17 protein-coding genes are annotated in these 22557 nt (G+C 39.4%); 3 read left to right on the top strand and 14 right to left on the bottom strand.

Annotated elements, in window-relative coordinates:
* Positions 1 to 100 precede the first annotated feature (100 nt).
* The 6 genes from pgi to uvrC form a co-directional block, all read right to left on the bottom strand.
* The gene (pgi, locus tag D2V08_RS05275; RefSeq protein WP_119607024.1) at positions 101 to 1738 is read right to left on the bottom strand and encodes a glucose-6-phosphate isomerase; all 1638 of its coding nucleotides are present in this window, start codon (positions 1736 to 1738) and stop codon (positions 101 to 103) included.
* Positions 1738 to 3018 (bottom strand): peptidoglycan DD-metalloendopeptidase family protein, encoded by a 1281-nt coding sequence (locus tag D2V08_RS05280; protein ID WP_119607710.1) that lies wholly within the window; start codon positions 3016 to 3018, stop codon positions 1738 to 1740. The genes pgi and D2V08_RS05280 overlap by 1 nt, the downstream gene beginning before the upstream one ends.
* 19 nt (positions 3019 to 3037) lie before the next feature.
* Positions 3038 to 4000 (bottom strand): tryptophan 2,3-dioxygenase family protein, encoded by a 963-nt coding sequence (locus tag D2V08_RS05285; protein WP_119607025.1) that lies wholly within the window; start codon positions 3998 to 4000, stop codon positions 3038 to 3040.
* Between the two features lie 13 nt (positions 4001 to 4013).
* A complete protein-coding gene (locus tag D2V08_RS05290; protein ID WP_119607026.1) occupies positions 4014 to 4796 on the bottom strand; it encodes a DUF3108 domain-containing protein in 783 nt (260 codons plus the stop codon).
* Between the two features lie 337 nt (positions 4797 to 5133).
* The gene (locus D2V08_RS05295; protein WP_119607027.1) at positions 5134 to 7401 is read right to left on the bottom strand and encodes a patatin-like phospholipase family protein; all 2268 of its coding nucleotides are present in this window, start codon (positions 7399 to 7401) and stop codon (positions 5134 to 5136) included.
* Between the two features lie 3 nt (positions 7402 to 7404).
* Positions 7405 to 9198 carry an excinuclease ABC subunit UvrC gene (gene uvrC / locus D2V08_RS05300; protein WP_119607028.1) on the bottom strand — a complete coding sequence of 598 codons (1794 nt, stop codon included), beginning with the start codon at positions 9196 to 9198 and terminating at the stop codon, positions 7405 to 7407.
* Positions 9199 to 9680: 482 nt separating this feature from the next.
* Here uvrC and D2V08_RS05305 point away from each other — a divergent pair, with 482 nt between their 5' ends.
* Entirely contained in the window at positions 9681 to 10244 is a 564-nt protein-coding gene (locus tag D2V08_RS05305) for a 5-formyltetrahydrofolate cyclo-ligase (RefSeq protein WP_119607029.1), read from the top strand.
* Here D2V08_RS05305 and D2V08_RS05310 read toward each other — a convergent pair.
* The 4 genes from D2V08_RS05310 to ileS are packed head-to-tail and all read right to left on the bottom strand — an operon-like array spanning position 10232 to position 15357.
* A complete protein-coding gene (locus D2V08_RS05310; RefSeq protein WP_119607030.1) occupies positions 10232 to 10885 on the bottom strand; it encodes a lipoprotein signal peptidase in 654 nt (217 codons plus the stop codon). The two genes, D2V08_RS05305 and D2V08_RS05310, sit on opposite strands and share 13 nt — an antisense overlap.
* A gap of 33 nt (positions 10886 to 10918) precedes the next feature.
* Positions 10919 to 11539: a DUF4097 family beta strand repeat-containing protein gene (locus tag D2V08_RS05315; protein WP_119607031.1), complete on the bottom strand. Its 621-nt coding sequence runs from the start codon at positions 11537 to 11539 to the stop codon at positions 10919 to 10921.
* Positions 11540 to 11567: 28 nt separating this feature from the next.
* On the bottom strand, positions 11568 to 11951 hold the full coding sequence (locus D2V08_RS05320) for a TraR/DksA family transcriptional regulator (protein WP_119607032.1): 384 nt from the start codon (positions 11949 to 11951) through the stop codon (positions 11568 to 11570).
* 4 nt (positions 11952 to 11955) lie between these two features.
* Positions 11956 to 15357: an isoleucine--tRNA ligase gene (gene ileS, locus D2V08_RS05325; RefSeq protein ID WP_119607033.1), complete on the bottom strand. Its 3402-nt coding sequence runs from the start codon at positions 15355 to 15357 to the stop codon at positions 11956 to 11958.
* A 181-nt stretch (positions 15358 to 15538) separates the two neighbouring features.
* Between ileS and D2V08_RS05330 the strand changes: the two genes are divergently transcribed.
* A complete protein-coding gene (locus tag D2V08_RS05330; RefSeq protein ID WP_119607034.1) occupies positions 15539 to 15799 on the top strand; it encodes a hypothetical protein in 261 nt (86 codons plus the stop codon).
* Positions 15800 to 15868: 69 nt separating this feature from the next.
* On the opposite strand, the gene D2V08_RS05335 is transcribed toward D2V08_RS05330, so the two are convergent.
* The 4 genes from D2V08_RS05335 to D2V08_RS05350 all read right to left on the bottom strand — a co-directional run bounded on the left by D2V08_RS05335 (position 15869) and on the right by D2V08_RS05350 (position 21735).
* On the bottom strand, positions 15869 to 18289 hold the full coding sequence (locus D2V08_RS05335) for a TonB-dependent receptor (protein ID WP_119607035.1): 2421 nt from the start codon (positions 18287 to 18289) through the stop codon (positions 15869 to 15871).
* 2 nt (positions 18290 to 18291) lie between these two features.
* Complete coding sequence (gene recO / locus D2V08_RS05340) at positions 18292 to 19011, bottom strand: DNA repair protein RecO (RefSeq protein WP_119607036.1); 720 nt, start codon at positions 19009 to 19011, stop codon at positions 18292 to 18294.
* A gap of 88 nt (positions 19012 to 19099) precedes the next feature.
* Positions 19100 to 20452 (bottom strand): NADP-specific glutamate dehydrogenase, encoded by a 1353-nt coding sequence (gene gdhA / locus D2V08_RS05345; protein WP_182835492.1) that lies wholly within the window; start codon positions 20450 to 20452, stop codon positions 19100 to 19102.
* Positions 20453 to 20580: 128 nt separating this feature from the next.
* Complete coding sequence (locus D2V08_RS05350; protein ID WP_119607037.1) at positions 20581 to 21735, bottom strand: cystathionine gamma-synthase; 1155 nt, start codon at positions 21733 to 21735, stop codon at positions 20581 to 20583.
* A gap of 75 nt (positions 21736 to 21810) precedes the next feature.
* Between D2V08_RS05350 and D2V08_RS05355 the strand changes: the two genes are divergently transcribed.
* Complete coding sequence (locus D2V08_RS05355) at positions 21811 to 22551, top strand: DUF3298 and DUF4163 domain-containing protein (RefSeq protein ID WP_119607712.1); 741 nt, start codon at positions 21811 to 21813, stop codon at positions 22549 to 22551.
* Positions 22552 to 22557: the final 6 nt, after the last annotated feature.

The raw sequence follows: 22557 nt of genomic DNA on the forward strand, positions 1-22557 counted from the left end.
AGTTAAAATCACGCAAATATAGTTAACACTAAATTAACAAAACAAGTTATCTGACAGACAATTGTTTAGAGTTTTTGAGTGGATTTAAAAAGATGGCAATTTACTCCTTAAAAAAATGTAGAAGGTTCAATGTGGAGCTATCGTGTTTACCAATTTCTGAATTCTCGATATCGGTCAAGATATTTTTGGCCAATTGCTTTCCTAATTCCACGCCCCATTGATCGTAGCTGAAGATATTCCAGACAACACCTTGTACAAATATTTTATGCTCGTAAAGTGCAATCAGCGCACCGAGGCTTTTGGGAGTCAGTTTTTCTATCAATATGGTATTGGTAGGCTTATTTCCTTCGAAAATTTTAAAAGGAAGCAGTTTTTTGAGTTCTTCACCAGACAATCCTTGGGATTCGAGTTCTTGTTTTACCTCTTCCCCTGTTTTACCGTTCATCAAAGCTTCTGTCTGTGCAAAGTAGTTTGCCATCAATTTATTATGATGATCTACATCCCCATGCAAGGATTTCTTGTAACCGATAAAATCCGTTGGAATCAATTTTGTTCCCTGATGTATCAACTGAAAAAAGGCGTGCTGCGAATTGGTGCCTGGCTCCCCCCAAATGATGGTACCCGTTTCATAACCTACTCTATTACCAGACCTATCCATGCTTTTGCCATTGCTCTCCATGATACCTTGCTGCAAGTATGCGGAAAAACGGTGCAAGTATTGTGTATAGGGGATGATGGCTTCGGTCTCCGCCCCATAAAAATTATTGTACCAAATACTGATAAGAGCCAATATCAGCGGGATGTTCTCCTCAAATGGGGTTTCCTTGAAGTGGACATCCATTTCATTAGCTCCATCCAAAAGTGCCTCAAAGTTCTCGTAACCTACGGAAAGGGCTATTGACAATCCAACAGCACTCCAAAGGGAGAATCTACCTCCGACCCAATCCCACATGGGAAAAACATTTTCATCTGCAATACCAAACTCCTTGATTTTTTCAAGGTTCGTGGATACTGCAACAAAATGGTCCGCTACATCTTTTTCGGATGCGCTTTGCAAGAACCACTTTTTAATGGTCAACGCATTGGACAATGTCTCTTGGGTAGTAAAAGATTTTGATACTATTACGAATAATGTCGTCTCTGTATCAAGCTCTTTCAGCACCTCGTGAACCAAGTCACCGTCCACATTGCTTACAAAATGGGTTTTTAAATCATTTTGATAGAATTTTAATGCTTCGGTTACCATTACAGGTCCTAAATCCGACCCGCCGATTCCAATATTAACTATGTCGGTAAAGGCTTTGCCCGTATGTCCTTTTCGCTCTCCAGAAATAACGGCCTCCGAAAAAGATTTAATTTTTTCTTTTACCTCAAAAACCTCCTCAATAATATTCACGCCGTCCACTAAAGCCTTGTCTCCTTTTTTGGCGCGCAAAGCGGTATGCAATACTGCCCTGCCTTCGGTTTGGTTGATGAGCTCCCCACCAAAATAACTTTTTATCGCATCTTTCAACCCTACCTCATCGGCCAGTTCCAAAAGCAACTTCAGGGTTTTATCCGTAAGCCTATTCTTTGAATAGTCCACCAAAAAATCCTTCCAAAGTATAGAAAACTTTTTTCCACGATCTTCTTCTTTAGAAAACAATTCCCTTAAATGTACATCTTTGGTTTCTTGGTAGTGTTGCTGAAGTTTTTTCCAGGCATCAATAGTAGTGGGGTTGATTGTGGGTAGCGCCATTACTGGGTGTATGATATTAAGGTTTCCTCGGGTTCTATTGGAGTTAGATCTACAAATTCAATACAGTCCAATTGTTCTTTGAGCGGCGAAATATGTGCCAAATAATCGGCGCGCAATGAATCTGCAATAGGTTCGGCCGCTGGAAGTTCTTCTTTAAATGGATCCACTTGTCTTCCATTTTTCCAAAAACGGTAACACACGTGTGGCCCTCCTGTATTTCCAGTCATACCGATCCAACCAATTACATCACCTTGGCGCACAAAATCTCCACGCTTAACATTTTGGGCTTTCATGTGTAGATATTGAGTACTATAAGTGCCGTTGTGTTTAATTTTTACATATTTGCCATTGCCTCCTCTACGGGTTGACTCCGTTACGGTTCCATCTGCCGTGGCCACAATAGGCGTTCCAATGGCAGCAGCAAAATCAGTTCCTTTATGGGGCCTTACCTTATTACCGTAGTAGGCAATCCTTCTTCTTAGGTTATAACGAGAAGACAATCGATACTGGAATTTAACCGGTGCCCGTAAAAAAGTACTTCGCAAATTATTAGCCTCTTGATCAAAATACTCCAATATGTTGTGGGTAGCATCGGAAATATATGGGAAGGCATAAATGGTTTTTCCTTTATGCTCAAAATAAGCTGCTTTCACAGCACCAATCCCTGCATAAATGCTATCATTGATATAACGCTCCTCAAAAACCACCTTAAATTTGTCTCCTTTATCCAATCGTCCGAAATCGATGGTCCATGCATAAATATCTGAAAGTGCAAAAGTAAGATTATAATCTACTCCCAAAGTATCGATAGACATGGATAAACTATGATCGATAACTCCACCTATCTCACGCTCCACTAATTTTATTTTTTTCTTGCTCTTGTAGGCTTTTGTAGAATCGCGAAGATCTATAACGGTGTAATTAATTTTGTCGTTCTGATAAATAAAAACCTCAGCTACTTCAGAAGTGTCTTTGGATTTCAATATCACATAGGGCTTTCCTACCTGAATTTTTCGAACATCAAAAGTATCCCTAAAGTTTTCTGAAATAGCGGCAATTTTGGGGTATTCCACTTTGTTTTTAAGCATTAGCTCTCCGAAACTATCGCCTCTGCGAACCGTATCATGAACCACATGAAATTCATCTAGATTAAATCCATACTGCAGCTCCGGAAGTTTTTCAATTGTTTCCGCCTTCGCTATTTCTTTAGCCGGTTCCTTTGCCTGTTTGCATGATGCTAGTGCTGCTAGCGTCAAAATTGCCCCAATAATTTTCCGCATCGTTCTTCTATTCCTTATTTTATTTTTTGTCAGGATTAAAAACATGGTCCACCCATTGTTTACCCCATGTATCCAACTCTTCTTTGGTATGCAAAGTTGGGAAAAAAATTATTTTCTGGAAACTTGGTGGTAAATACTCCTTCCAATTGGTGCCTCCAGTTGCTTCCACATCCTTGCCTTCCCTTGCCAAATATCTGTGTGCCGATCCCATGTGCATCAACGGCCAATTTACATTGGCATTCAAATCTAACTCTTTTAACGCTAAAATCAGCTCTTCATTGTTTCTGGATGTATCGGGAAGTTGAAGATATTTCTGATATATGGTACTGTTCTTCACTTGGTTGGCTATTCGTAAAAGTCTTGCCGTATACCTTACTTCAAACTGTTTAAGAGTTAGTGTCTTTTCACCAGTCGCCATATCGGTCGCCCCTTTTTTCCAATAAACATGTTCAAATAGTTCTTCTATACTGTTTTCCGAAGAAAATGAATCTCTTTCGGAGGAGTGTACCATATTTTCCAAGGGAGTGGCGTAAAATTCTATCATCCTATATTGTACGGATTGGAATCCGCTTGCGGGTAGCAATGCCATGCGGTACCTAAGGAATTGTTCCCGCTCCATTCCTTTTATCATAATGCTAAAAGAAGATATTAGCGCCTTGAAATAACTATTGACCCGCCTTACTTTTTCTATAAAAAATTGAACGTCTTGGGATTTGTCCTCTACAATCTGTTTTTGTTCGTGAAGAATGAGTTTAAAGTGCAGCTCGGTGATTTGATGGTACATAATGAAGATTTCCTCATCAGGAAAATGCGTCCGTGGTACTTGAAGGCTGAGTAGGGTGTCCAAGTGTATATAATCCCAATATGTAAGATATCTTTGATAAAGAAGTCCATCCAAATAAGAACTTAAATCTTGTCCAGAGTTTTTGTACTTTTCCTCCAACTTATTGATTTGGGAAACGATTTTTGCATCCTTATCCATTAATGCCGATCTACTATTTCATTATTATTTTAAACTGGTTCTTTAGTCCATTATAGCCATCTAAATCTGCTTTTAAAGATCCCACGGCCAAATCTGCCTTGATTCGGATAGGGATTTTGTTCCAATCATTAGAAACCCAAAGTGTGAGACTCTCTTTTTCTTTAAAAACACGACCGGACTGAACCAACGGTCTAAATTTAAGACATTCCACCTTTCCATACTTTGTCCGGAGGATTTCTTTTCCCAAATATTTCAACTGGAACCTAAAAACCCCATCATCATCAAAAAGCATGTCCAAATCGATAGAATCCCCAACTTCAAACTCTTCGTGGTTGTAGTTGCTCCTTAAAAAATAGGAAGCGGAAATAAGGTCTTGTATTTGATCATGAATTGTGAAGTCTTGTTTTGTTCCATTCTTATTATCAATTAGAACGGCTTTGTCCCTTTCATAATTAAATTCAATTTCCAAGTCTTTGGTATATCCACCCTCATTTATTTTCCGGACAAACTTGTAAGGTTTACCATGTTCTCGGCCAAAATAACTTTCGTAAGTATCATCAACCTTAAAAAAAATACTGGCAAAACCCGTAGTTTTTCCTTTTCCAACGACATGGTAGACAGGTACATTATCCAAAGTTTCGGAAGTCAGATGCAATGTAGCATAGCTTGCATTCAGAAACCCATAATGGATTCTAAATTTCAGCCATTCCCCTGGTTTAAAGGCCGGGCGTGAACTTTGACCCATAACCGGCATTGCCAAAAGAAGCAATAGCATGGGTGTTATTATCTTTTTCATTTGCAATTTTATTGGTATAAAATTAGTAAAATCACCTTAGGGGTTGCGCTGTTCACATATACTTAAACAAAACTTATTCCAAAATAGTATAAACAAAAAAAAGCCCAGTCTTGAGACTGGGCTTTTCCTAAATAACCAACCAAACTTTAAATTATGAAAAACCAATACTTAAAGTTATAAGGGAACCACCCCTTATGTTGGGTCAAAGATAAGTCAAGGTTTTGTAGGAAAAAGCGTTTTTAACGGACTTTAACTAAACACCTAGAATATTGATTGGTTTTGCCGTTTTTTTTGACAAATTATTAAGATAAATAGGTGTTTTGATATGAGGATATCATCAAAACCAATACCCAACACTAACGAAAAAATTACCGTCATTTATCTCTGGCGACCAAGAATAGTATAATTGGATAGGTCCCAAGAAAGATTCAAAACCATAGCCTAATCCGTAACCTGAAAAACTTGGCTCTTCAAACCAGTCTCCTGTACGAAAAAGGTCATCGGCAACATTGGCGTAGTTGACCAAAAAAAGTGCGTGATGCTTTGGGGCAAAGCGATAATCGAATCGCGCGGAACCTTTTACATAACTATTACCGGGAATACTAAGAAAATCATATCCAAAAAAGGGCACAAAATTATTTACGAAGTTATTTCCAAAACCTCCCAGAATAAAATCAAAAGAAGCTACCGGGGATGTTCCCAACTTCACACCTCCTTCAGTTTCCAGGTTTAGGCTTAAATTGTGAAATAAAGAAAATACACCTCCCAGTTTGGCCTTTGCGACGGCAAATTCGGAGAAGTTTTCGTTATAATCCGATGAAAAAGCATAAAAATGGATGTCCCCGTCAAACAGTAGTCCCTTGGTGGGGAAATATTTTTCGTCATAGGTATCCAATTTGATTTGAGAAAAAGCACTAAAGTAATTGGAGTTATCAAAAGTGGTTCTTTGATTTGAAGCAGAGGCTTCAATTTCAGCATCTACATCTATTTGATTCAGTGTCCTTGTGCTATAGTTTAAAAATTTATGCTCCGCCCCAACAGTAAAGGCAAACTCTTCTTGGAGAACGGTTTGTAGGTAAACTTGATTGGTAAGATCGGTTACATCAACATTAATTGTTTGAATATTAGGATCGTTCGGTACATTAAAATTGCCCCTTATCAATGAAAAATCGGTTTCCGCTTCAAAATTTGTTAATTTGGAATTGACCCCAAAACTCCAGTAATAGCCTTTGTCCAAGTAATACTGCATATTGTACCTAATATGGTCTCCCAATATAAAATCAAAAGATGCCACATCATCTTTCATTAAAAAATTCTTCTTGGTTAAGTTTATGAGGGCAGCACTTTTATATAAATCATCGTAGTGGGCAGACATTTTAATGAACATCTTGGTTGGGTTTTCTTTAAGCTTCAAAATTAAATCCGTGCCCAGTCCATTGGATACAAGATCATACCTTATCGCTTTAAAATTTCCTGTGGCAGAAAGATTGTTTATGCCTTGCCTTAAATCCTCGAAAGAAATCTTTTCCGCTAAGTTGAACCTTAGTTTACCTTTTATATAACCTCTTGTATATCTGTCGTTCCCTTCAATGATCATCCTATTAACGGTTAAACTATCTACCATATGGATGCTCTTGCTTTGTTTTGGAGTTCTATTTTGAGCCAGGGCTATTTGTTTTAACTTATCAATTTTGTCCCTGGCGGATACTTCGCCGATTTCCACAATTTGGTTTCCCTTTTCAAAGTCGATAACGGAAAACTCATCAATGTCCGGCTTGATATAAATATCCGTTTTCTTGGACTTTTCTTTCATATCGTTCACCGTGCGATAGTTGTTGATCTGAAGAAGAATTTCTGTAGCGGAAGAGAGCGATTCTCTAGTTGCCAGATCGTGTTGCACATCGACCCCAATGATGATATCCGCACCCATAGCTTTTACGTGATTGATCGGATAGTTGTTCACAACGCCTCCATCAATTAAAATTTTGCCATCTATTTCTGCAGGCTCAAATAAAGATGGGAATGTTCCACTGGCCACAATAGCTTCAGGAAGGTACCCTTTGTCCAATAGGATTTCTTCCCCAGTTTCCACATTGGTGGCTACACACAAAAATGGTGTGGGCAACTTTCTAAAATCCTGTACATCCTTCACATGAAAAAGTAACTGCACCAAAAGATTATAGATGTTTTGCCCTCCAGAAATTGCCTGAGGAAAAGATATTTTAAAATTTTCAAAGGGCAACGAAAGTGCATACCGCTCTGAATCTTCTTTCTCGTAAAATGTTTTTGCGCTTCGTGGAACATTATCCTGAATCAAATTAGCGAAATTGGTACTTCTAAAAATGGAGTCCAGTTGCTGGGCGGAATAACCTGATGCATACAGCGCACCTATTATAGCCCCCATACTTGTTCCTCCGATGTAATCAACTTTAACACCCGCTTCCTCAATAACCTTTAGTGCGCCAATGTGAGCCAAACCTTTGGCCCCACCTCCACTTAAAACAAGACCCACTTTGGGTGGTTTGTTTTCTGAAGTGTTTTGGGCCATGCCCATAACACCAAGTAAGGCAAACAGAATTGTAAAGATGGCAGCTTGTTTTCTCATTGCTTACTTATGAAAGGTTTTATAAATTTTTTTTGCCCTGGACGCTCCAACGGATGCCGTCAAATTTTCTAGGGATGCTTCCTTAATTCGTTTTAAGGATTTAAAGCTTTTTAACAACTGTTGGGCCGTTTTTTCGCCAACTCCTTCAATATTAACCAATTCTGAATTAATAGCACCCTTACTTCTTTTGTTCCTATGATGTGTGATTCCAAACCGGTGCGCTTCGTTCCGGAGCTGTTGGATTATTTTTAGGGATTCCGATCTTTTATCCAAATAAAGCGGTACGGGGTCGTCCGGAAAATAGATTTCCTCCAAGCGCTTGGCTATGCCAATAATGGGAATTTTTCCCCGAAGCCCCAAAACTTCCAGACTTTTTAACGCCGAGGATAATTGACCTTTCCCTCCATCAATAACAATAAGTTGTGGCAAAGGCTCTTCTTCGTTGAGCAACCTTTTATATCTTCTAAAAACCACTTCTTCCATACTGGCAAAATCATCCGGGCCCTCAACTGTTTTTATATTGAAATGACGATATTCTTTTTTAGAGGGTTTACCGTCCTTGAAAACAACACATGCGGCTACAGGATTGCTTCCTTGGATATTTGAATTATCGAAACACTCGATATGCCTTGGTTCTTCCGAAAGTCGCAAATCCGATTTCATTTGCCCCATTATCCTCGTGATATGTCGGTCTGGGTCTGTTATTTTGATTTGCTTCAATCTATCTTGTCGGTAAAATTTGGCGTTGCGTTCCGAGAGGTCCAAGATTCTACGTTTATCTCCCAACTTGGGGAGGGTTACCTTTAAACCATCATCCACTGTAACAGGGAAAGGCAAATACACCTCATTGGATTGAGAGTTGAATCGTTGTCTCAACTCCGTTATGCCCAATTGTAACAATTCTTCGTCGGTTTCATCCAGCTTTTTCTTTATTTCAAGCGTATGTGACCGAATTATGGCCCCGTGGGAAATCTGTAAAAAATTGACATAGGCATGTGTCTCATCAGAAATTATGGTAAATACATCCACATTATTGATTTTTGGATTCACCACCGTAGATTTTACCTGATAATTCTCAAGAACATCGATTTTATCTTTGACGCGCTGAGCTTTCTCAAACTCCATTTTTTCAGCAAAATCTTTCATTTGCTGCTTAAAGGTCTGTATGGAGCTTTTTAGGTTGCCTTTTATAATTTGCCTAATATCTTCAATCTGGTCATGGTATTCCTTCTCGGTTTGAAACCCCTCGCAAGGCCCCAAACAATTACCCAAATGATAATCGAGGCACACTTTATACTTTCCAGCTTCTATTTTTTCTTTGGAAAGGTCATAATTGCATGTACGTAGTGGATACAGACTTTTAATTAAATCCAAAAGGGTCCTTACGGTTTTCATACTTGTGTAAGGACCATAATATTCTGAACCGTCCTTAATGAGTTTTCGTGTGGAGAACACCCGGGGAAAACGCTCATTTTTAATACAAATCCAAGGATATGTCTTATCATCCTTTAGCAGCACATTGTACCTTGGCAACAATTTCTTGATCAAATTGTTCTCCAATAAAAGTGCATCGGATTCGGTAGCAACCACAATGTGTTTAATGGAGTGAATCTTCTTGACCAGCACCCTTGTTTTACCGTACTCTTGTTTTTTATTAAAATAAGAGGAAACCCTCTTTTTTAAGTTTTTAGCTTTTCCAACGTAAAGAATCTTACCATCGGAATCATAAAATTGATAAACTCCCGGATTATTGGGGAGTGCACTCAACTGTACTTTTATTGATACTGATTTGGACATAGAAGTTCTAAAAAATGAACTATTTAGACATTACAACAAATTTATATTTTAATTATCGGGTTTCTTGTTAAACTCGATCAATTCCCGTTTTGCATTGATATTTGGTTATTCTTATCCACAAAACATTAAAAAACAAGCTAAATGAAAAATCTACAGATTTATGACGTCATATTGTCAAACTGGGGATTTTCCACAAAAAAACTATGGAAAATCCATATTTTCATGGTCAAGATTTAGTCTAAATTGTTAAACAGTTATTAAAAACTGTGTATTTCATCGATAAAATATGCAGTTCATGGTAACTTTTTCAAATGTTTTATTTACATTTAACCGTATAAAACAAATCCTATGGAAAACTATATCATCGTTTTGGGAATGTACTTGATCTTGATGCTTTTCTTCAAAATCTTTTTCTCTGTTGCCACTAAAGGAGAATAAATATTAAAGTACCCCCAAACAACCTCTAAATCTTCAACAGTTAAATGTTGAAACGTGAACTAAGAAAAAAATATAAAAATCTGAGAGCGGATATAACTCCATCACAGGCTTCGGATTTCGGTTTAATTTTAGCAAACGGTTTACTCCAAATCCCAATCTGGGATTTTTTTTATTACCATATATTTTTGAGTATTGAAGAAAAAAATGAAGTGGATACACTTCCATTGATAACTCTCCTTCAAGGTAAAGACAAAAACATAGTTGTTCCCAAAGTATCCGGTAAGAATTCCATGGAAAATTATTTACTCACCGACAGCACTCCTTTTAAAAAAAGTGCTTGGGGGGTCCCCGAACCTGTAGATGGCATTGAAATCCCTGAATCTAAAATTGATGTAGTTTTTGTGCCCCTATTGGCTTTTGATACTTTGGGTAATCGAATAGGGTATGGTAAAGGGTATTACGATACTTTTTTGAACAAATGCAGGAAGGAAACCGTAAAAATCGGCTTATCGTTCTTTGGTGCGGAAAATGAGCGAATAACCGACGTAAATGTAAATGACGTAAAATTGGATTACTGTGTTACTCCGAAAAAGGTTTATGAATTCTGATCAGCCACCGTTTCTTTCTTTTCGGCATCCTGTTTTGGAAATGCTTTCTTATTGAACACAATTAAAATACCAACCCCCGTACTAATAGCGGTATCAGCGATATTGAATACTGGTTCAAAAAAACGGAAACGTTGACCTCCCCATGATGGCACCCAATCTGGCCATGTAGTATCCACCAAAGGAAAATAAAGCATGTCCACCACCTTACCATGAAATAGGCTTCCGTATGGCTCATCTGCAAAAAGCGTAGCCACCTGACCGTTACTTTGGTCAAAAATAATTCCATAGAAAACTGAGTCTATAATATTCCCCACAGCTCCTGCGAATATTAAAGAAACAGCCAATATCAATGTCCGTGGTGATTGCTTTCTTATAATATCCCATAACCAATATCCAATTCCAAAAACGGCAAAAATCCGGAATATGGTCAAAACCAATTTTCCTGCCGGTTCCGAAATAGGCAATAAATCGCTCAATTTTGTTCCCCATGCGGCACCTTCGTTCTCAATAAAGAGAATTTTGAACCAACTGAAAACATCATGTGATTCACCAAGTATAAAACTGGTTTTGATATAGATTTTGCTTATTTGATCTACAAGCAGAATCAAGATGACAATAATAAGGGACTTTTTTAAACTCATGCTTTTATTAAAGGGATTGCAAAAATATGGATATTATTTTGTTTTGGTAAGGAAGATATCACCTTCTATCGTCTTCAGAATAAATTGATTGTAACCGAAAGGTATTATTCCTTTTTCCACATTCCCGTATGTGCTCTCTGCAACAATATTGCCACTTGGTGCCATTACCATAATATCTCCTTTTTGAGTGGTTACCTCCACAGATTCCGAAACATTCTCCAAAGTACATCGACCATCGGACAAGGTTATATTTAAATCCTCATATTTTCCCGTGGCATATAGGTTGGTATTGGTCCCAAATACATCCACATATTTGTACTCGGGCACCCTTATTTCCAAAGCAATGGAAACAACTTTGTGCGCGCTGAGTTTATCATTGGGGTTTATAAAAAGAGGTTGGAAATCTGCACTTATCATAGCGGTAGTGCCGCTTTGCTCAATAGAAATCAATAAATCTTTGGCATATTCTCCTTCCATACTGGCGGAGATTTCAACCTCATTGGAAGATGCGGTCTTCAAATCAATTCTGTAGCAATATTGGGCATCAATTTGAATGGTTTCTGTTCGTGGGTCAATAAAGGCCTTCCTTACTAATTTTTGCGCATGAATATTCACGAGCGTAAAAAAGACCACAAAAAATAATAACGCCCTCATAACTAAAAAACGCCCGAAGGCGTTTTGATTATTTCTGCATGTTCTTCGCCTCGATGCTCAATGTAGCATGCGGCACAAGCTTTAAACGCTCTTTGTTGATGAGCTTTCCGGTTACTCTGCAGACACCGTAAGTTTTGTTCTCTATTCTCAATAAAGCGTTTTTAAGGTCGCGTATAAACTTCTCCTGTCGGATGGCCAACTGGGTGTTCGCTTCCTTGCTCATAGTCTCGGAACCTTCTTCGAATGCCTTGAACGTTGGTGAGGTATCGTCCGTACCATTGTTACCATCGTTCATATAGGAGCTCTTTAAAAGGTCCAAATGTTTTTTGGCTTTATCTATTTTTTCTTCTATCAAAGCCCTAAATTCTGCAAGGTCCTTGTCGGAGTATCTTACTGTTGAATCTTCTGCCATTTTCTTAATGTTTTTGAATAAACAATTTTGTGTTCACCTCATCAAAGGCTATTGCAACACCTTCTTCAAGTTTCTCTTCAAAGTTTAGCTCAGCGGTCAACGTTTCCGTTTTGATGTAATCCTCATTACTGGAAACAGCATTTTCCACTAGGCCATCCTTCAATATTTTAATGTCAATTTTATCTGTTACCTCAAATCCTGATTCCTTTCTAAGGTTCTGAATTCGGTTTACTAGCTCTCGTGCGATACCTTCTTTTCTTAAGGTCTCATCTATGGTTACATCCAAAGCTACTGTCAAGGAACCGGAACTTGCAACCAACCAACCTTCGATATCTTGGGAACTTATCTCTACATCGGTTAACTGTAAATTAACGGTTTTATTTTCCAACTGTAGTAATAATTCTCCTTCGCGTTCAATTTTTTGAATATCCTCTTGGCCCAATTTTGACACTTCAGCAGAGATTGCTTTCATATCCTTACCAAATTTTGGGCCTAAAACCTTAAAGTTGGGCTTTATTTGCTTTACAAGAACTCCAGAAGCATCGTCCAACATCTCAATTTCCTTCACATTAACTTCAGACTTTATCAAATTGGAAACAGCTTCGATATCACTTCGTTGTTCATCGTCCAATACTGGAATCATTATCTTTTGAAGTGGTTGGCGTACCTTTATTTTTTCCTTCTGACGGATGGAAAGTACTAAAGATGAAATCTTCTGGGCCAACTGCATCTTGCGCTCCAGGTCTTTGTTCACCATACTGGCATCAAAAACAGGAAATTCTGCTAAGTGAACACTTTCAAAGCCTTCTTTTTTAGTGGTCGCATCCAAATCCCTGTACAACTGATCCATAAAAAACGGAGCAATCGGCGAAGATAATTTGGCTACGGTAGCCAAGCAGGTATAAAGAGTCTGATACGCAGAAATTTTATCCTGTTGGTAATCCCCTTTCCAGAAACGTCTTCTGCTCAAACGAACATACCAGTTACTCAAGTTTTCCTGCACATAATCGGAAATCATTCGTGCTGCACGGGTGGCTTCGTAATCTCCGTAAGCTTCATCCACGTTTTTAATCAATGTATGAAGCTCGGACAAAATCCATTGGTCTATCTCTGGCCTCTCTTTCAACGGAATATCAGCCTCGGAATAATCAAATTCATCAATGTTGGCATAAAGTGCCATAAAGGAATAGGTGTTGTACAACGTTCCGAAGAACTTTCGCTTCACCTCAACAATTCCTTCGATATCAAACTTAAGGTTATCCCAAGGGTTAGCATTGGAAATCATATACCAACGTGTAGCATCGGGCCCGTGCTCTGGAAGCACCTCGAATGGATCAACAGCATTGCCCAATCGTTTGGACATTTTTTTTCCTTCCTTGTCCAAAACAAGTCCGTTCGAAACTACGTTTTTATAAGCGATACCATCAAAAACCATAGTGGCGATAGCATGGAGGGTATAGAACCAACCGCGGGTCTGATCTACCCCTTCGGCGATAAAGTTGGCCGGGAATGCAATCCCATCATCAATGAGTTCCTTGTTCTCGAATGGATAGTGCCATTGCGCGTAAGGCATGGAACCACTATCAAACCAAACATCGATAAGGTCTGCTTCGCGTTTCATAGGTTGTCCTGATGGCGAAACCAAAGTAATGCCATCCACTATATTTTTATGCAAATCGATTTTGTCGTAATTCGACTCGCTCATGTCGCCCACCACAAAGTCATCAAAAACATCCCTATCTAACACACCTGCCTCAACAGCTTTGGCCATTTCCGACTTTAGCTCTTCTACCGAACCAATCATCAATTCCTCTTTACCATCTTCGGTTCGCCAAATAGGCAATGGAATACCCCAATATCTTGACCTAGATAGGTTCCAATCGTTAGCGTTCGCCAACCAATTTCCAAAACGTCCCTCACCAGTAGATTTTGGCTTCCAGTTGATAGATTGGTTCAGCTCGAACATACGATCCTTTACATCGGTTACCTTGATGAACCAAGAGTTCAAAGGATAATACAGGATGGGTTTGTCCGTACGCCAGCAGTTCGGGTAGCTGTGCACATATTTCTCGACCTTAAAGGCCTTGTTCTCAATTTTTAGTTTGATGGCAATCTCTACATCGATTGACTTTTCAGGTGCTTCACCCTCATCGTAATATTCGTTCTTTACATATTTGCCGCCAAACTCTTTCATTTCTGGTCTAAACTTCCCTTGCAGGTCAACCAATGGTACCGGATTGTCGTTTTCATCCAGAACCAACATTGGAGGAACCTCCGGGGTGGCCTGTTTTGCCACCAACGCATCATCTGCACCAAAGGTGGGCGCTGTATGTACAATTCCCGTACCGTCTTCGGTAGTTACAAAATCACCCGAAATAACTCTAAAGGCATTCTCCGGATTTTGGTATGGCTGCACATAATCAATCAGCTGCTCGTATTGGATACCAACCAAATCCTTGCCTACAAAAGTTTCGCCTATCAAAAATGGAATCTTTTTGTCGCCTTCTTTAAATGCTTTTAGCTCTTCCTCTGTCTCAACTTTGGAGAACTTTCCAGAAAAATTGTAGTTGACCAAGTTTTTGGCCACCACCACATTTATCGGCTCAAAGGTGTATTGATTGAACGATTTTACAAGTACATATTCAATTTTTGGTCCAACGGTCAATGCCGTGTTCGATGGAAGTGTCCAAGGTGTGGTCGTCCATGCCAAGAAAAAGATGTCTCCCTCAACCTTCTTTAAAGATTCTGGAAGTGAATCGGTTTTAGCCTTGAACTGTGCGGTAACCGTAGTATCCGTCACATCCTGATAGGTTCCTGGCTGATTCAACTCGTGTGAACTCAACCCTGTACCTGCTTTAGGCGAATAAGGCTGAATGGTATACCCCTTATAAATAAGTCCTTTATCGTAAATCTGTTTAAGCAGCCACCAAACAGATTCCATATACTTAGGCTTGTATGTGATGTATGGGTCGTCCATATCCACCCAATAGCCGACTTTTTCGGTCATTTCGTTCCAAACGTCCGTATAGCGCATTACCGCTTTTTTACAGGCCGCGTTGTATTCCTCTACCGATATTTTCTTTCCAATATCTTCTTTGGTGATGCCAAGTTCCTTTTCCACGCCAATCTCCACAGGCAGGCCATGAGTATCCCATCCAGCTTTTCTTTTTACCTGAAAACCTTTCATGGTTTTGTACCGTGGAAATATATCCTTGATGGTACGTGCCATTACGTGGTGAATACCAGGCATTCCGTTTGCAGATGGAGGCCCTTCATAAAACACATAGCTCTCCTTGCCTTCCCTTGTGGAAACGCTCTTTTCAAAAATCTGTTTGTCTTTCCAAAAGTCAAGAATTTCTTCAGATACTTTCGGCAAATCCAATCCCTTATATTCTGCAAACTTCATATACTGCTTCTTCTTCTAGAATTCCAAGTTTGCAAAATTATAAATTTAGATGGAATTATACCCTTCCTTTTGATATTAGAATTCACATAATTCCCTTAACCTAAATATGATAAGCAGCTTACCTACCCTTTATATTAATTTAACTATCTTACTACATTATTAACACTTAGCCATTTTAACTATGAAAAGAGTACTGATTGCCGCAATGGTATTGACTTTGTCAATGAACGTTATGACATCTTGTAGGGATACCAAAGACAAGACTGAAGAAGCCGCTGAAGAAGCTGCCAAAAGCTTGGAAGAGGCAGGTGAAGATTTAGAAAAGGCTGCAGAAAATGCCGCCGAAGCTATGGAAAAAGCTGGCGAAGAAGCCATAGACGCTGCAGAAAAAGCTGGCGAAGACATGAAAGAAGCCGCTAAAAAAGCTATAGATAGCATATAGTCCCAGAACTAGGTCATAGCAAAATATGTCAAGAAAAAGAAGGCTCGGAAAATTCCGAGCCTCTGTTTTTTAAAATGCGTATCCTACACCCAAAACTAAATTAGTTCCTGGGGCAACTATGCCCGAAGAATACATTCGATAACGCTGGTTAGTCATATTCTCCAAACTCACAGATGCCTTTAAGGTATTGGTAATTTGATATTGTGACCTAAAATTCAAGGTGTACCAAGATGGTGAATAAGGGTTCCCGTTGGCATCACTGGCATACATATAGGTTTTGCCCTGTTCAGAAAGCGCCAAATCATCGTTGCTAACCTCTCCGTTGTAGTTGACAAATATATCTGCTTTAAGTTTATGGTTCTCCCAAATCAAATGCACATCACCAAAGGTGGGTGCAGCGTGACGCGATGGACTATCCGTTCCGTCATCATCCTCCTCAATTCCTTCTGTTAAAGTTAGATTTGAATTTAAGGAAAAGTGTTCTCCAAAATATGCATTTAAGCCAAATTCAAAGCCATACACATAGGCTTTAGCCGCATTCTGAATCGCCTGTACATTACTTGGTTCCCCGTTGTATTCGATTTCTGTTTGCCCACCGAAAGAGAAATCCCTTCGTACCAAGGCATCTACCAAATAGGTGTAATAAGCAGCACTTTTTAGTACCACAACATTATTGAAGTTTTTTCTAAGACCCAACTCACCATTGTAAGCATATTCAGGTTCCAAATCGGGATTGGGCACTACTACGGAACCTGGTTCAGAATCAAATATTTTTCCAATATCATCAATATTAGGTGCTCTAAAACCCGTAGAACCGTTTAAGGTCACTTGCAAATCAGACCTCGGAAACCAACTGAGTCCCAAACTTCCTGTAAGCGCACCCGTGACAATATCCGCTTCATCAAAAGGAAAGGGGTGATAAGTGGTCTCAAATATGGCATCCACCCACACTTGGCTATAGCGAATACCGGACAATAGGGAAAGATTGGGTTTTAATTGATACTCGCCATTAATATAACCTGCCATGGTTTGCCAAGTGGCACCATCAGGATATCTGGAAGCTGTTTCTTCAACCTCATCCGTTTCAATATTTCGCATACTCCCTTTGGAATCCACCTTGTTGAACACATATTCAGCTCCATAATACAAGTGCAGATCACCTATTTTTTTATTCTCAAAATCCAAGTTAACGGATAAGGCATCCACCTTTTCGCGGGTTGAGTATAATTCCATATCCTGAAACCCTCTATCGTGTCTACTTTCTTCAAAAAACTGGTAGGCCGTGGTCAATTTAACCCCATCGTAAAATTTGTTTTTCCCTTTTTGGGTGACTTGAAAGTTTCCCATGAACCATTTTTGCGGTCCATAGTACCATTCTGCAGAACGAAGTCCATCACCGTCTCTACTTGGTCTGATCAATCTATCATATCTAGGATAATCGGAGGTTTCGGAATAATACAGTCCCAAATTGTAGTTCCATGTATTGTTGGGCTTGTAAGTAAACTTTTGAAGGAAATTAACCTGACCATAACCTGTACTTACTTGTTTTTTGGGGTCATTATTTTGTACCAAGACATCGGTTCCATTCTCACGGATCACATAATTGTTTCGTAAATAGGATTCGGGACCATGCTCACCCATCTTCAAATCATCAAAATTGTTGTAGGTAAAACTTGTGTAAGACGCCCAATTTTGTTTTCCGAAATTAAAATCTACATGCGCTGTGTTTTCATTGTTGGCGGATGCATATCTGTAATTCACATTCCCAGAAAAAGCAAGGCTATCCGCATAGGAAAAATGAGGATTTTGCGTGTAGAAGTTCATAACTCCACCAATGGCATCACTCCCATAGATTACTGACCCGGGACCAAAAGTCACCTCTGTTTTTTTGATGGTGAACGGGTCTACCGATATCACATTTTGAAGGTTTCCTCCCCGAAATATGGCATTGTTCATTCGAACCCCATCTACGGACAACAAAATACGATTGGTGGCGAACCCTCTGATCATAGGACTTCCTCCACCCAATTGACTCTTTTGCACGAAGACTTTCCCGCTGTTCTGCAAAAGGTCTGCAGAAGTTTGCGGAGCGGTAAAGGCAATGCTACGGGCATCAAAGGTTTCAATTTTTTGGGGAATATGCTTTTTCTGTTGTTCCCATTTAGATATAGACATCACCACTTCTTGAAGCTCTTCTGTTTTTAAATGTAGATAAACGCGATTTCCCCTTCGGGCAATTTGATCTTTTGTTGTGGTGTAGGTTTCGTAACTGATATGTTTGAAGGTAATTCTCTCGTTAGATGAAAAAATGTCAAGCTCACTTTTACCATTGGCATCTGTTAGTGTGCTTTTAGACTGATCTTTGTTATAAATCGCGATGTTGTCTACAGGTATTCCTGTGTCGGCATCTAAAACGGTTACTTCCTGAGCATAAAATATGAGGGTAAAGATTAGAAAAATTAGGGTTAAGGTTGGTTTTAGGTTTTGCATTTTTAAGTAAATACTGCATTTAATACTGCGAGGGACTTTGGTTCGCGAAATCCATGCACATGGAATCGGAAATACTGAATTACCGTTTTTAAGAGTTCTCGCCTGTTAGACTTAGTTAGTTGTATCGTTTCTAATGCCTCAAAATCCGTGCCCAAAAATTCTCTAAAATTATCTAGATTTTCATTCTGAATCAACGGGTTAAGTGTTGGTGTTTTGCAAAAACTCCCTTCTAAAAGATCAAAAAATGGCAAGTTCTTAAAAGAAGTGTCCGGATAGAAGCCTAAATACTTGGTAAGATTGAGCAAAAAAAGAATATGGAAATTCGGTGAGAGCTTATGCACATCCATCCATTGAAAAGCATATTCCAAATAATTAAAAAGACCTTCGTCCTGCTCCTGTTCTTGAATACTGTTGCCCAACATTTCGGCTAAAAAAAGGACCACGCTATTTTTTACAACATCGGTATGCATGGTTTGGTAGGGCATAGCGACCTTAACGTCCTGGATACTCTCCAAAGTTCCCTTGTTTTTGTGATTGGCCACAATCTCCAGCTGCATAAGTGGGAGAAAGTAAGCGGGCCTGACTTTTGCTTTTTTTGAGGACAGCACTCCTTTAAGCAAATACGATTTTAAACCATCTGATTGTGTGAAAGCCCTAACAATAAGACTGGTGTCCCCATATTTTATGGAAGAGAGAACTATGGCCTTTGTTGTGATTTGCATGGGCTAATAAAAAAGCAGTTACCAAAAGTGTAAAAGTAATCACTCCTCTTGGTAACTGCTAACCAAAAACCATTCTAGATGGTTTATATTATATCACCCCCTGGGCCAGCATGGCGTCTGCGACCTTAACAAAGCCAGCAATATTGGCTCCTTTTACATAGTTACAATAGCCGTCTTCATCCCCATATTCCACACAAGAATCGTGGATATCGGACATGATTCCTTTCAATCGTTTGTCCACCTCTTCCCTGGTCCAGCTAATACGAAGTGAGTTCTGGCTCATCTCCAATCCTGAAGTAGCAACTCCTCCTGCGTTTGAAGCTTTACCCGGTGCGAACAAAATCTTGGCATCGTGGAATGCATGAATTGCTTCTGGAGTAGAAGGCATGTTTGCTCCTTCTGCCACGGCAATACATCCATTTTTAATCAATGTAGCAGCATCGTCACCGTCCAATTCGTTTTGGGTAGCGCATGGCAATGCTATATCACAGGCAACTTTCCATGGAGTTTCTCCTTTATGGTATTCCGCTGATGGGTATTTATCCGCATATTCGGAGATTCTTCCACGTTTGTTGTTTTTCAAATCCATCACAAAGGCCAGTTTTTCTTTATCGATACCGTCCTTATCATATATGAATCCACCGGAATCAGAAAGCGTCAATACTTTACCCCCAAGATGTAATACCTTTTCTGCTGCGTATTGGGCCACGTTACCAGAACCTGAAATCACCACTTTTTTACCTTCAAAAGTCTCATTTATGGTCTTTAGCATGCTATCTGCAAAGTAAACGGTACCATAACCGGTTGCTTCTGGACGTATCAAAGAACCTCCCCAAGAAAGTCCTTTACCGGTCAATACACCGGAGAACTCATTTCGAATCTTTTTGTACATCCCAAACAAGAAACCAATTTCACGGGCACCAACACCAATATCCCCTGCTGGAATGTCGGTGTAAGGTCCAATGTGCCTACAAAGCTCTGTCATAAAAGCATGGCAAAAACGCATGATCTCGTCGTCGGATTTGCCTTTTGGGTCAAAATCGGAACCACCTTTACCACCACCCATAGGCAGCGTTGTCAAACTATTTTTAAATACTTGTTCAAAAGCCAAAAATTTAAGTACACTGGCGTTTACGGTCGGGTGAAAACGAAGACCTCCTTTGTACGGTCCTATGGCAGAGTTCATTTGCACACGGTAACCTCGGTTTACATGGATTTCCCCATCATCATCTATCCATGCCACTCGGAATGAAATCAATCGTTCTGGCTCTACCATTCTTAAAAGAATGTTTTTACCGTGATAAATGTCGTGCTGTACAATATAAGGTATCACGGTTTCCGCTACCTCTTGTACTGCTTGTATGAATTCAGGCTCATGACCATTTCTGTCAATCACCTCGTTCATAAACACTTTTATTTTATCTTCTATTTTTTCTTCCATATATGGGTTAAAATTAATTGTCCTTCCACTTGCGAAAAGTGTTTTTTTATTGAATTATGAATTTGAGGGCAAAATTATATTATTTCAATAATTTGAACGTTTATTTTTTATAAATTTTTCAAAAAATCTTAATTAAGGGCTTGCTCCAAATCGGCAATCAAATCTTCCACGTCCTCTATGCCTACACTTAGCCTGATCAAGGCATCAACAATACCATTTTTTTCTCTTTCTTCTTTAGGAATACTCCCGTGCGACATGCTCGCTGGATGTCCCGCCAAACTTTCAACACCACCCAAAGATTCGGCAAGGGTAAATAGTTGAAGTTTTTCCACAATTTTAATAGCATTCTCGTAGTTCCCGCCTTTGGGCACAAAGGAAATCATGCTTCCAAAGCCGTTCATTTGCTTTTTAGCCACATCATGGTTGGGGTGATTTTCAAACCCTGGCCAATATACGGTATCGATTTTAGGATGATTCTCCAAATATTTGGCAATGGATTCTCCATTTTCGCAATGCCTTTGCATACGCACGTGGAGTGTTTTTATGCCGCGTAGCGTTAAAAAACTGTCCATAGGTCCACTGATTCCTCCACTCGATTTTTGAATAAAATAAAGTTGTTCGGCCAATTTTTCATCCTTTACCGCCAAGGCTCCCACTATTACATCGCTATGTCCTCCCAAGTATTTAGTGGCGGAATGCATTACAATATCAGCACCTAGTTCCAACGGTTGCTGTAGATATGGTGTTGCGAAGGTATTGTCTACCGCTAAAAGCACCTTATGCTCTTTCGTGATTCTTGATACTTCTTCAATATCTATAATGTTCATCATGGGGTTGGTAGGCGTTTCTACCCACACCAATTTGGTGTTTTGGTTGATTTTCATTGCCAATTCTTCCATGTTCACCATGTCAGAAAACAAAAACTTGATTCCGTATTTTTCAAATACCCCTTTAAAAAGGCGGTAGCTGCCTCCATACAAATCACTTGTGCAAATCACCTCATCTTCTGGACCCAACAATTTCATAACAGCATCAATGGCGGCCATTCCACTACCAAAAGCCATCCCAAAGTTGCCGTTTTCCAAACTGGCCACTGCATTTTCCAAGGCAGTTCTTGTTGGGTTTGCTCCCCTGGAATATTCATATCCCTTGTGTCCGCCCGGAGTGGGCTGTGCATAAGTGGAAGTTTGATATATGGGTGGCATCACAGCTCCATAAGCGGTATCGGGTTGTTGGCCACCGTGAATAGCTTTACTATTGAATTTTAACTCTTTTTTGCCCATGTTGAAACTATCTTCATACAAATGTATCGTTATCTTTCCGAAGTATTATTTTTGATGACCCCAAAACCTCAATCCATGAAAAAGCACCTTGGTCCCATCCTTTTTTTGTGTTTCTTGATAAGTTGCCAAACAGAAAGCAAACTTACTTTTGAACCCTTGCAATTACAAGGAGAAGACTGTGATGGTTGCCCTATAATAGAAATCAATATTCTTAGTGCTTTGGACGATTCTCCGGTTTCCGAAGTTATAAACCGATCGCTTCAGGAGGAAATCATTAGTATTTTATCTTTTACAGAAGACAAAACCATTGATAGTGCAGACAAGGCTCTACAATCCTTTACCGATAGCTATAAAGAGTTGAAGGTTAAATTCCCGGACGAAGTGCAATGGGAGGCCAAGATAGATGGCGAAGTCGTTTATGAGGATGAGAACATTATTACATTCGTAATGAATTCATACTCTTTTACTGGAGGTGCCCACGGTTATGCTTCCACTTCTTTTTTAAATTTTGATAAAAGTAAAGGTACAGAACTGGAAAACTGGGAACTTTTTGATGATTTGGATGGTTTTGAGGATTTTGCCGAAACCAAGTTCCGAATTCAGGAAAAAATCCCACAAGATGTCAACATCAATGCTACGGGTTTTATGTTCGAGGGGGATTCCTTTCACTTACCGAACAACATTGGGTATACCAAAGAGGGCATCAAGCTAATCTACAATCAGTACGAAGTGGCATCCTATGCCGATGGCCCCATTGTTCTGATTTTGCCTTATACCGAAATCAATCTTTACCTAAAACGAAAGGTGAAAAATTAAGAGATG

Origin of the sequence: Flagellimonas lutimaris, from assembly GCF_003581615.1 — a bacterium.
Taxonomy (GTDB): domain Bacteria; phylum Bacteroidota; class Bacteroidia; order Flavobacteriales; family Flavobacteriaceae; genus Flagellimonas; species Flagellimonas lutimaris.

Excerpts from the sequence above, each read along its gene's own strand:
- D2V08_RS05310 (WP_119607030.1), bottom strand. The coding sequence starts at position 10,885 with ATGAGTTTAAAAAAGTCCCTTATTATTGTCATCTTGATTCTGCTTGTA.
- D2V08_RS05305 (WP_119607029.1), top strand. The coding sequence starts at position 9,681 with ATGTTGAAACGTGAACTAAGAAAAAAATATAAAAATCTGAGAGCGGAT.
- gdhA (WP_182835492.1), bottom strand. The coding sequence starts at position 20,452 with ATGGAAGAAAAAATAGAAGATAAAATAAAAGTGTTTATGAACGAGGTG.
- D2V08_RS05350 (WP_119607037.1), bottom strand. The coding sequence starts at position 21,735 with ATGGGCAAAAAAGAGTTAAAATTCAATAGTAAAGCTATTCACGGTGGC.
- D2V08_RS05290 (WP_119607026.1), bottom strand. The coding sequence starts at position 4,796 with ATGAAAAAGATAATAACACCCATGCTATTGCTTCTTTTGGCAATGCCG.
- D2V08_RS05295 (WP_119607027.1), bottom strand. The coding sequence starts at position 7,401 with ATGAGAAAACAAGCTGCCATCTTTACAATTCTGTTTGCCTTACTTGGT.
- uvrC (WP_119607028.1), bottom strand. The coding sequence starts at position 9,198 with ATGTCCAAATCAGTATCAATAAAAGTACAGTTGAGTGCACTCCCCAAT.
- pgi (WP_119607024.1), bottom strand. The coding sequence starts at position 1,738 with ATGGCGCTACCCACAATCAACCCCACTACTATTGATGCCTGGAAAAAA.
- D2V08_RS05280 (WP_119607710.1), bottom strand. The coding sequence starts at position 3,018 with ATGCGGAAAATTATTGGGGCAATTTTGACGCTAGCAGCACTAGCATCA.
- recO (WP_119607036.1), bottom strand. The coding sequence starts at position 19,011 with ATGCAAATCACAACAAAGGCCATAGTTCTCTCTTCCATAAAATATGGG.
- D2V08_RS05355 (WP_119607712.1), top strand. The coding sequence starts at position 21,811 with ATGAAAAAGCACCTTGGTCCCATCCTTTTTTTGTGTTTCTTGATAAGT.
- D2V08_RS05335 (WP_119607035.1), bottom strand. The coding sequence starts at position 18,289 with ATGCAAAACCTAAAACCAACCTTAACCCTAATTTTTCTAATCTTTACC.
- D2V08_RS05320 (WP_119607032.1), bottom strand. The coding sequence starts at position 11,951 with ATGGCAGAAGATTCAACAGTAAGATACTCCGACAAGGACCTTGCAGAA.
- D2V08_RS05330 (WP_119607034.1), top strand. The coding sequence starts at position 15,539 with ATGAAAAGAGTACTGATTGCCGCAATGGTATTGACTTTGTCAATGAAC.
- ileS (WP_119607033.1), bottom strand. The coding sequence starts at position 15,357 with ATGAAGTTTGCAGAATATAAGGGATTGGATTTGCCGAAAGTATCTGAA.
- D2V08_RS05285 (WP_119607025.1), bottom strand. The coding sequence starts at position 4,000 with ATGGATAAGGATGCAAAAATCGTTTCCCAAATCAATAAGTTGGAGGAA.
- D2V08_RS05315 (WP_119607031.1), bottom strand. The coding sequence starts at position 11,539 with ATGAGGGCGTTATTATTTTTTGTGGTCTTTTTTACGCTCGTGAATATT.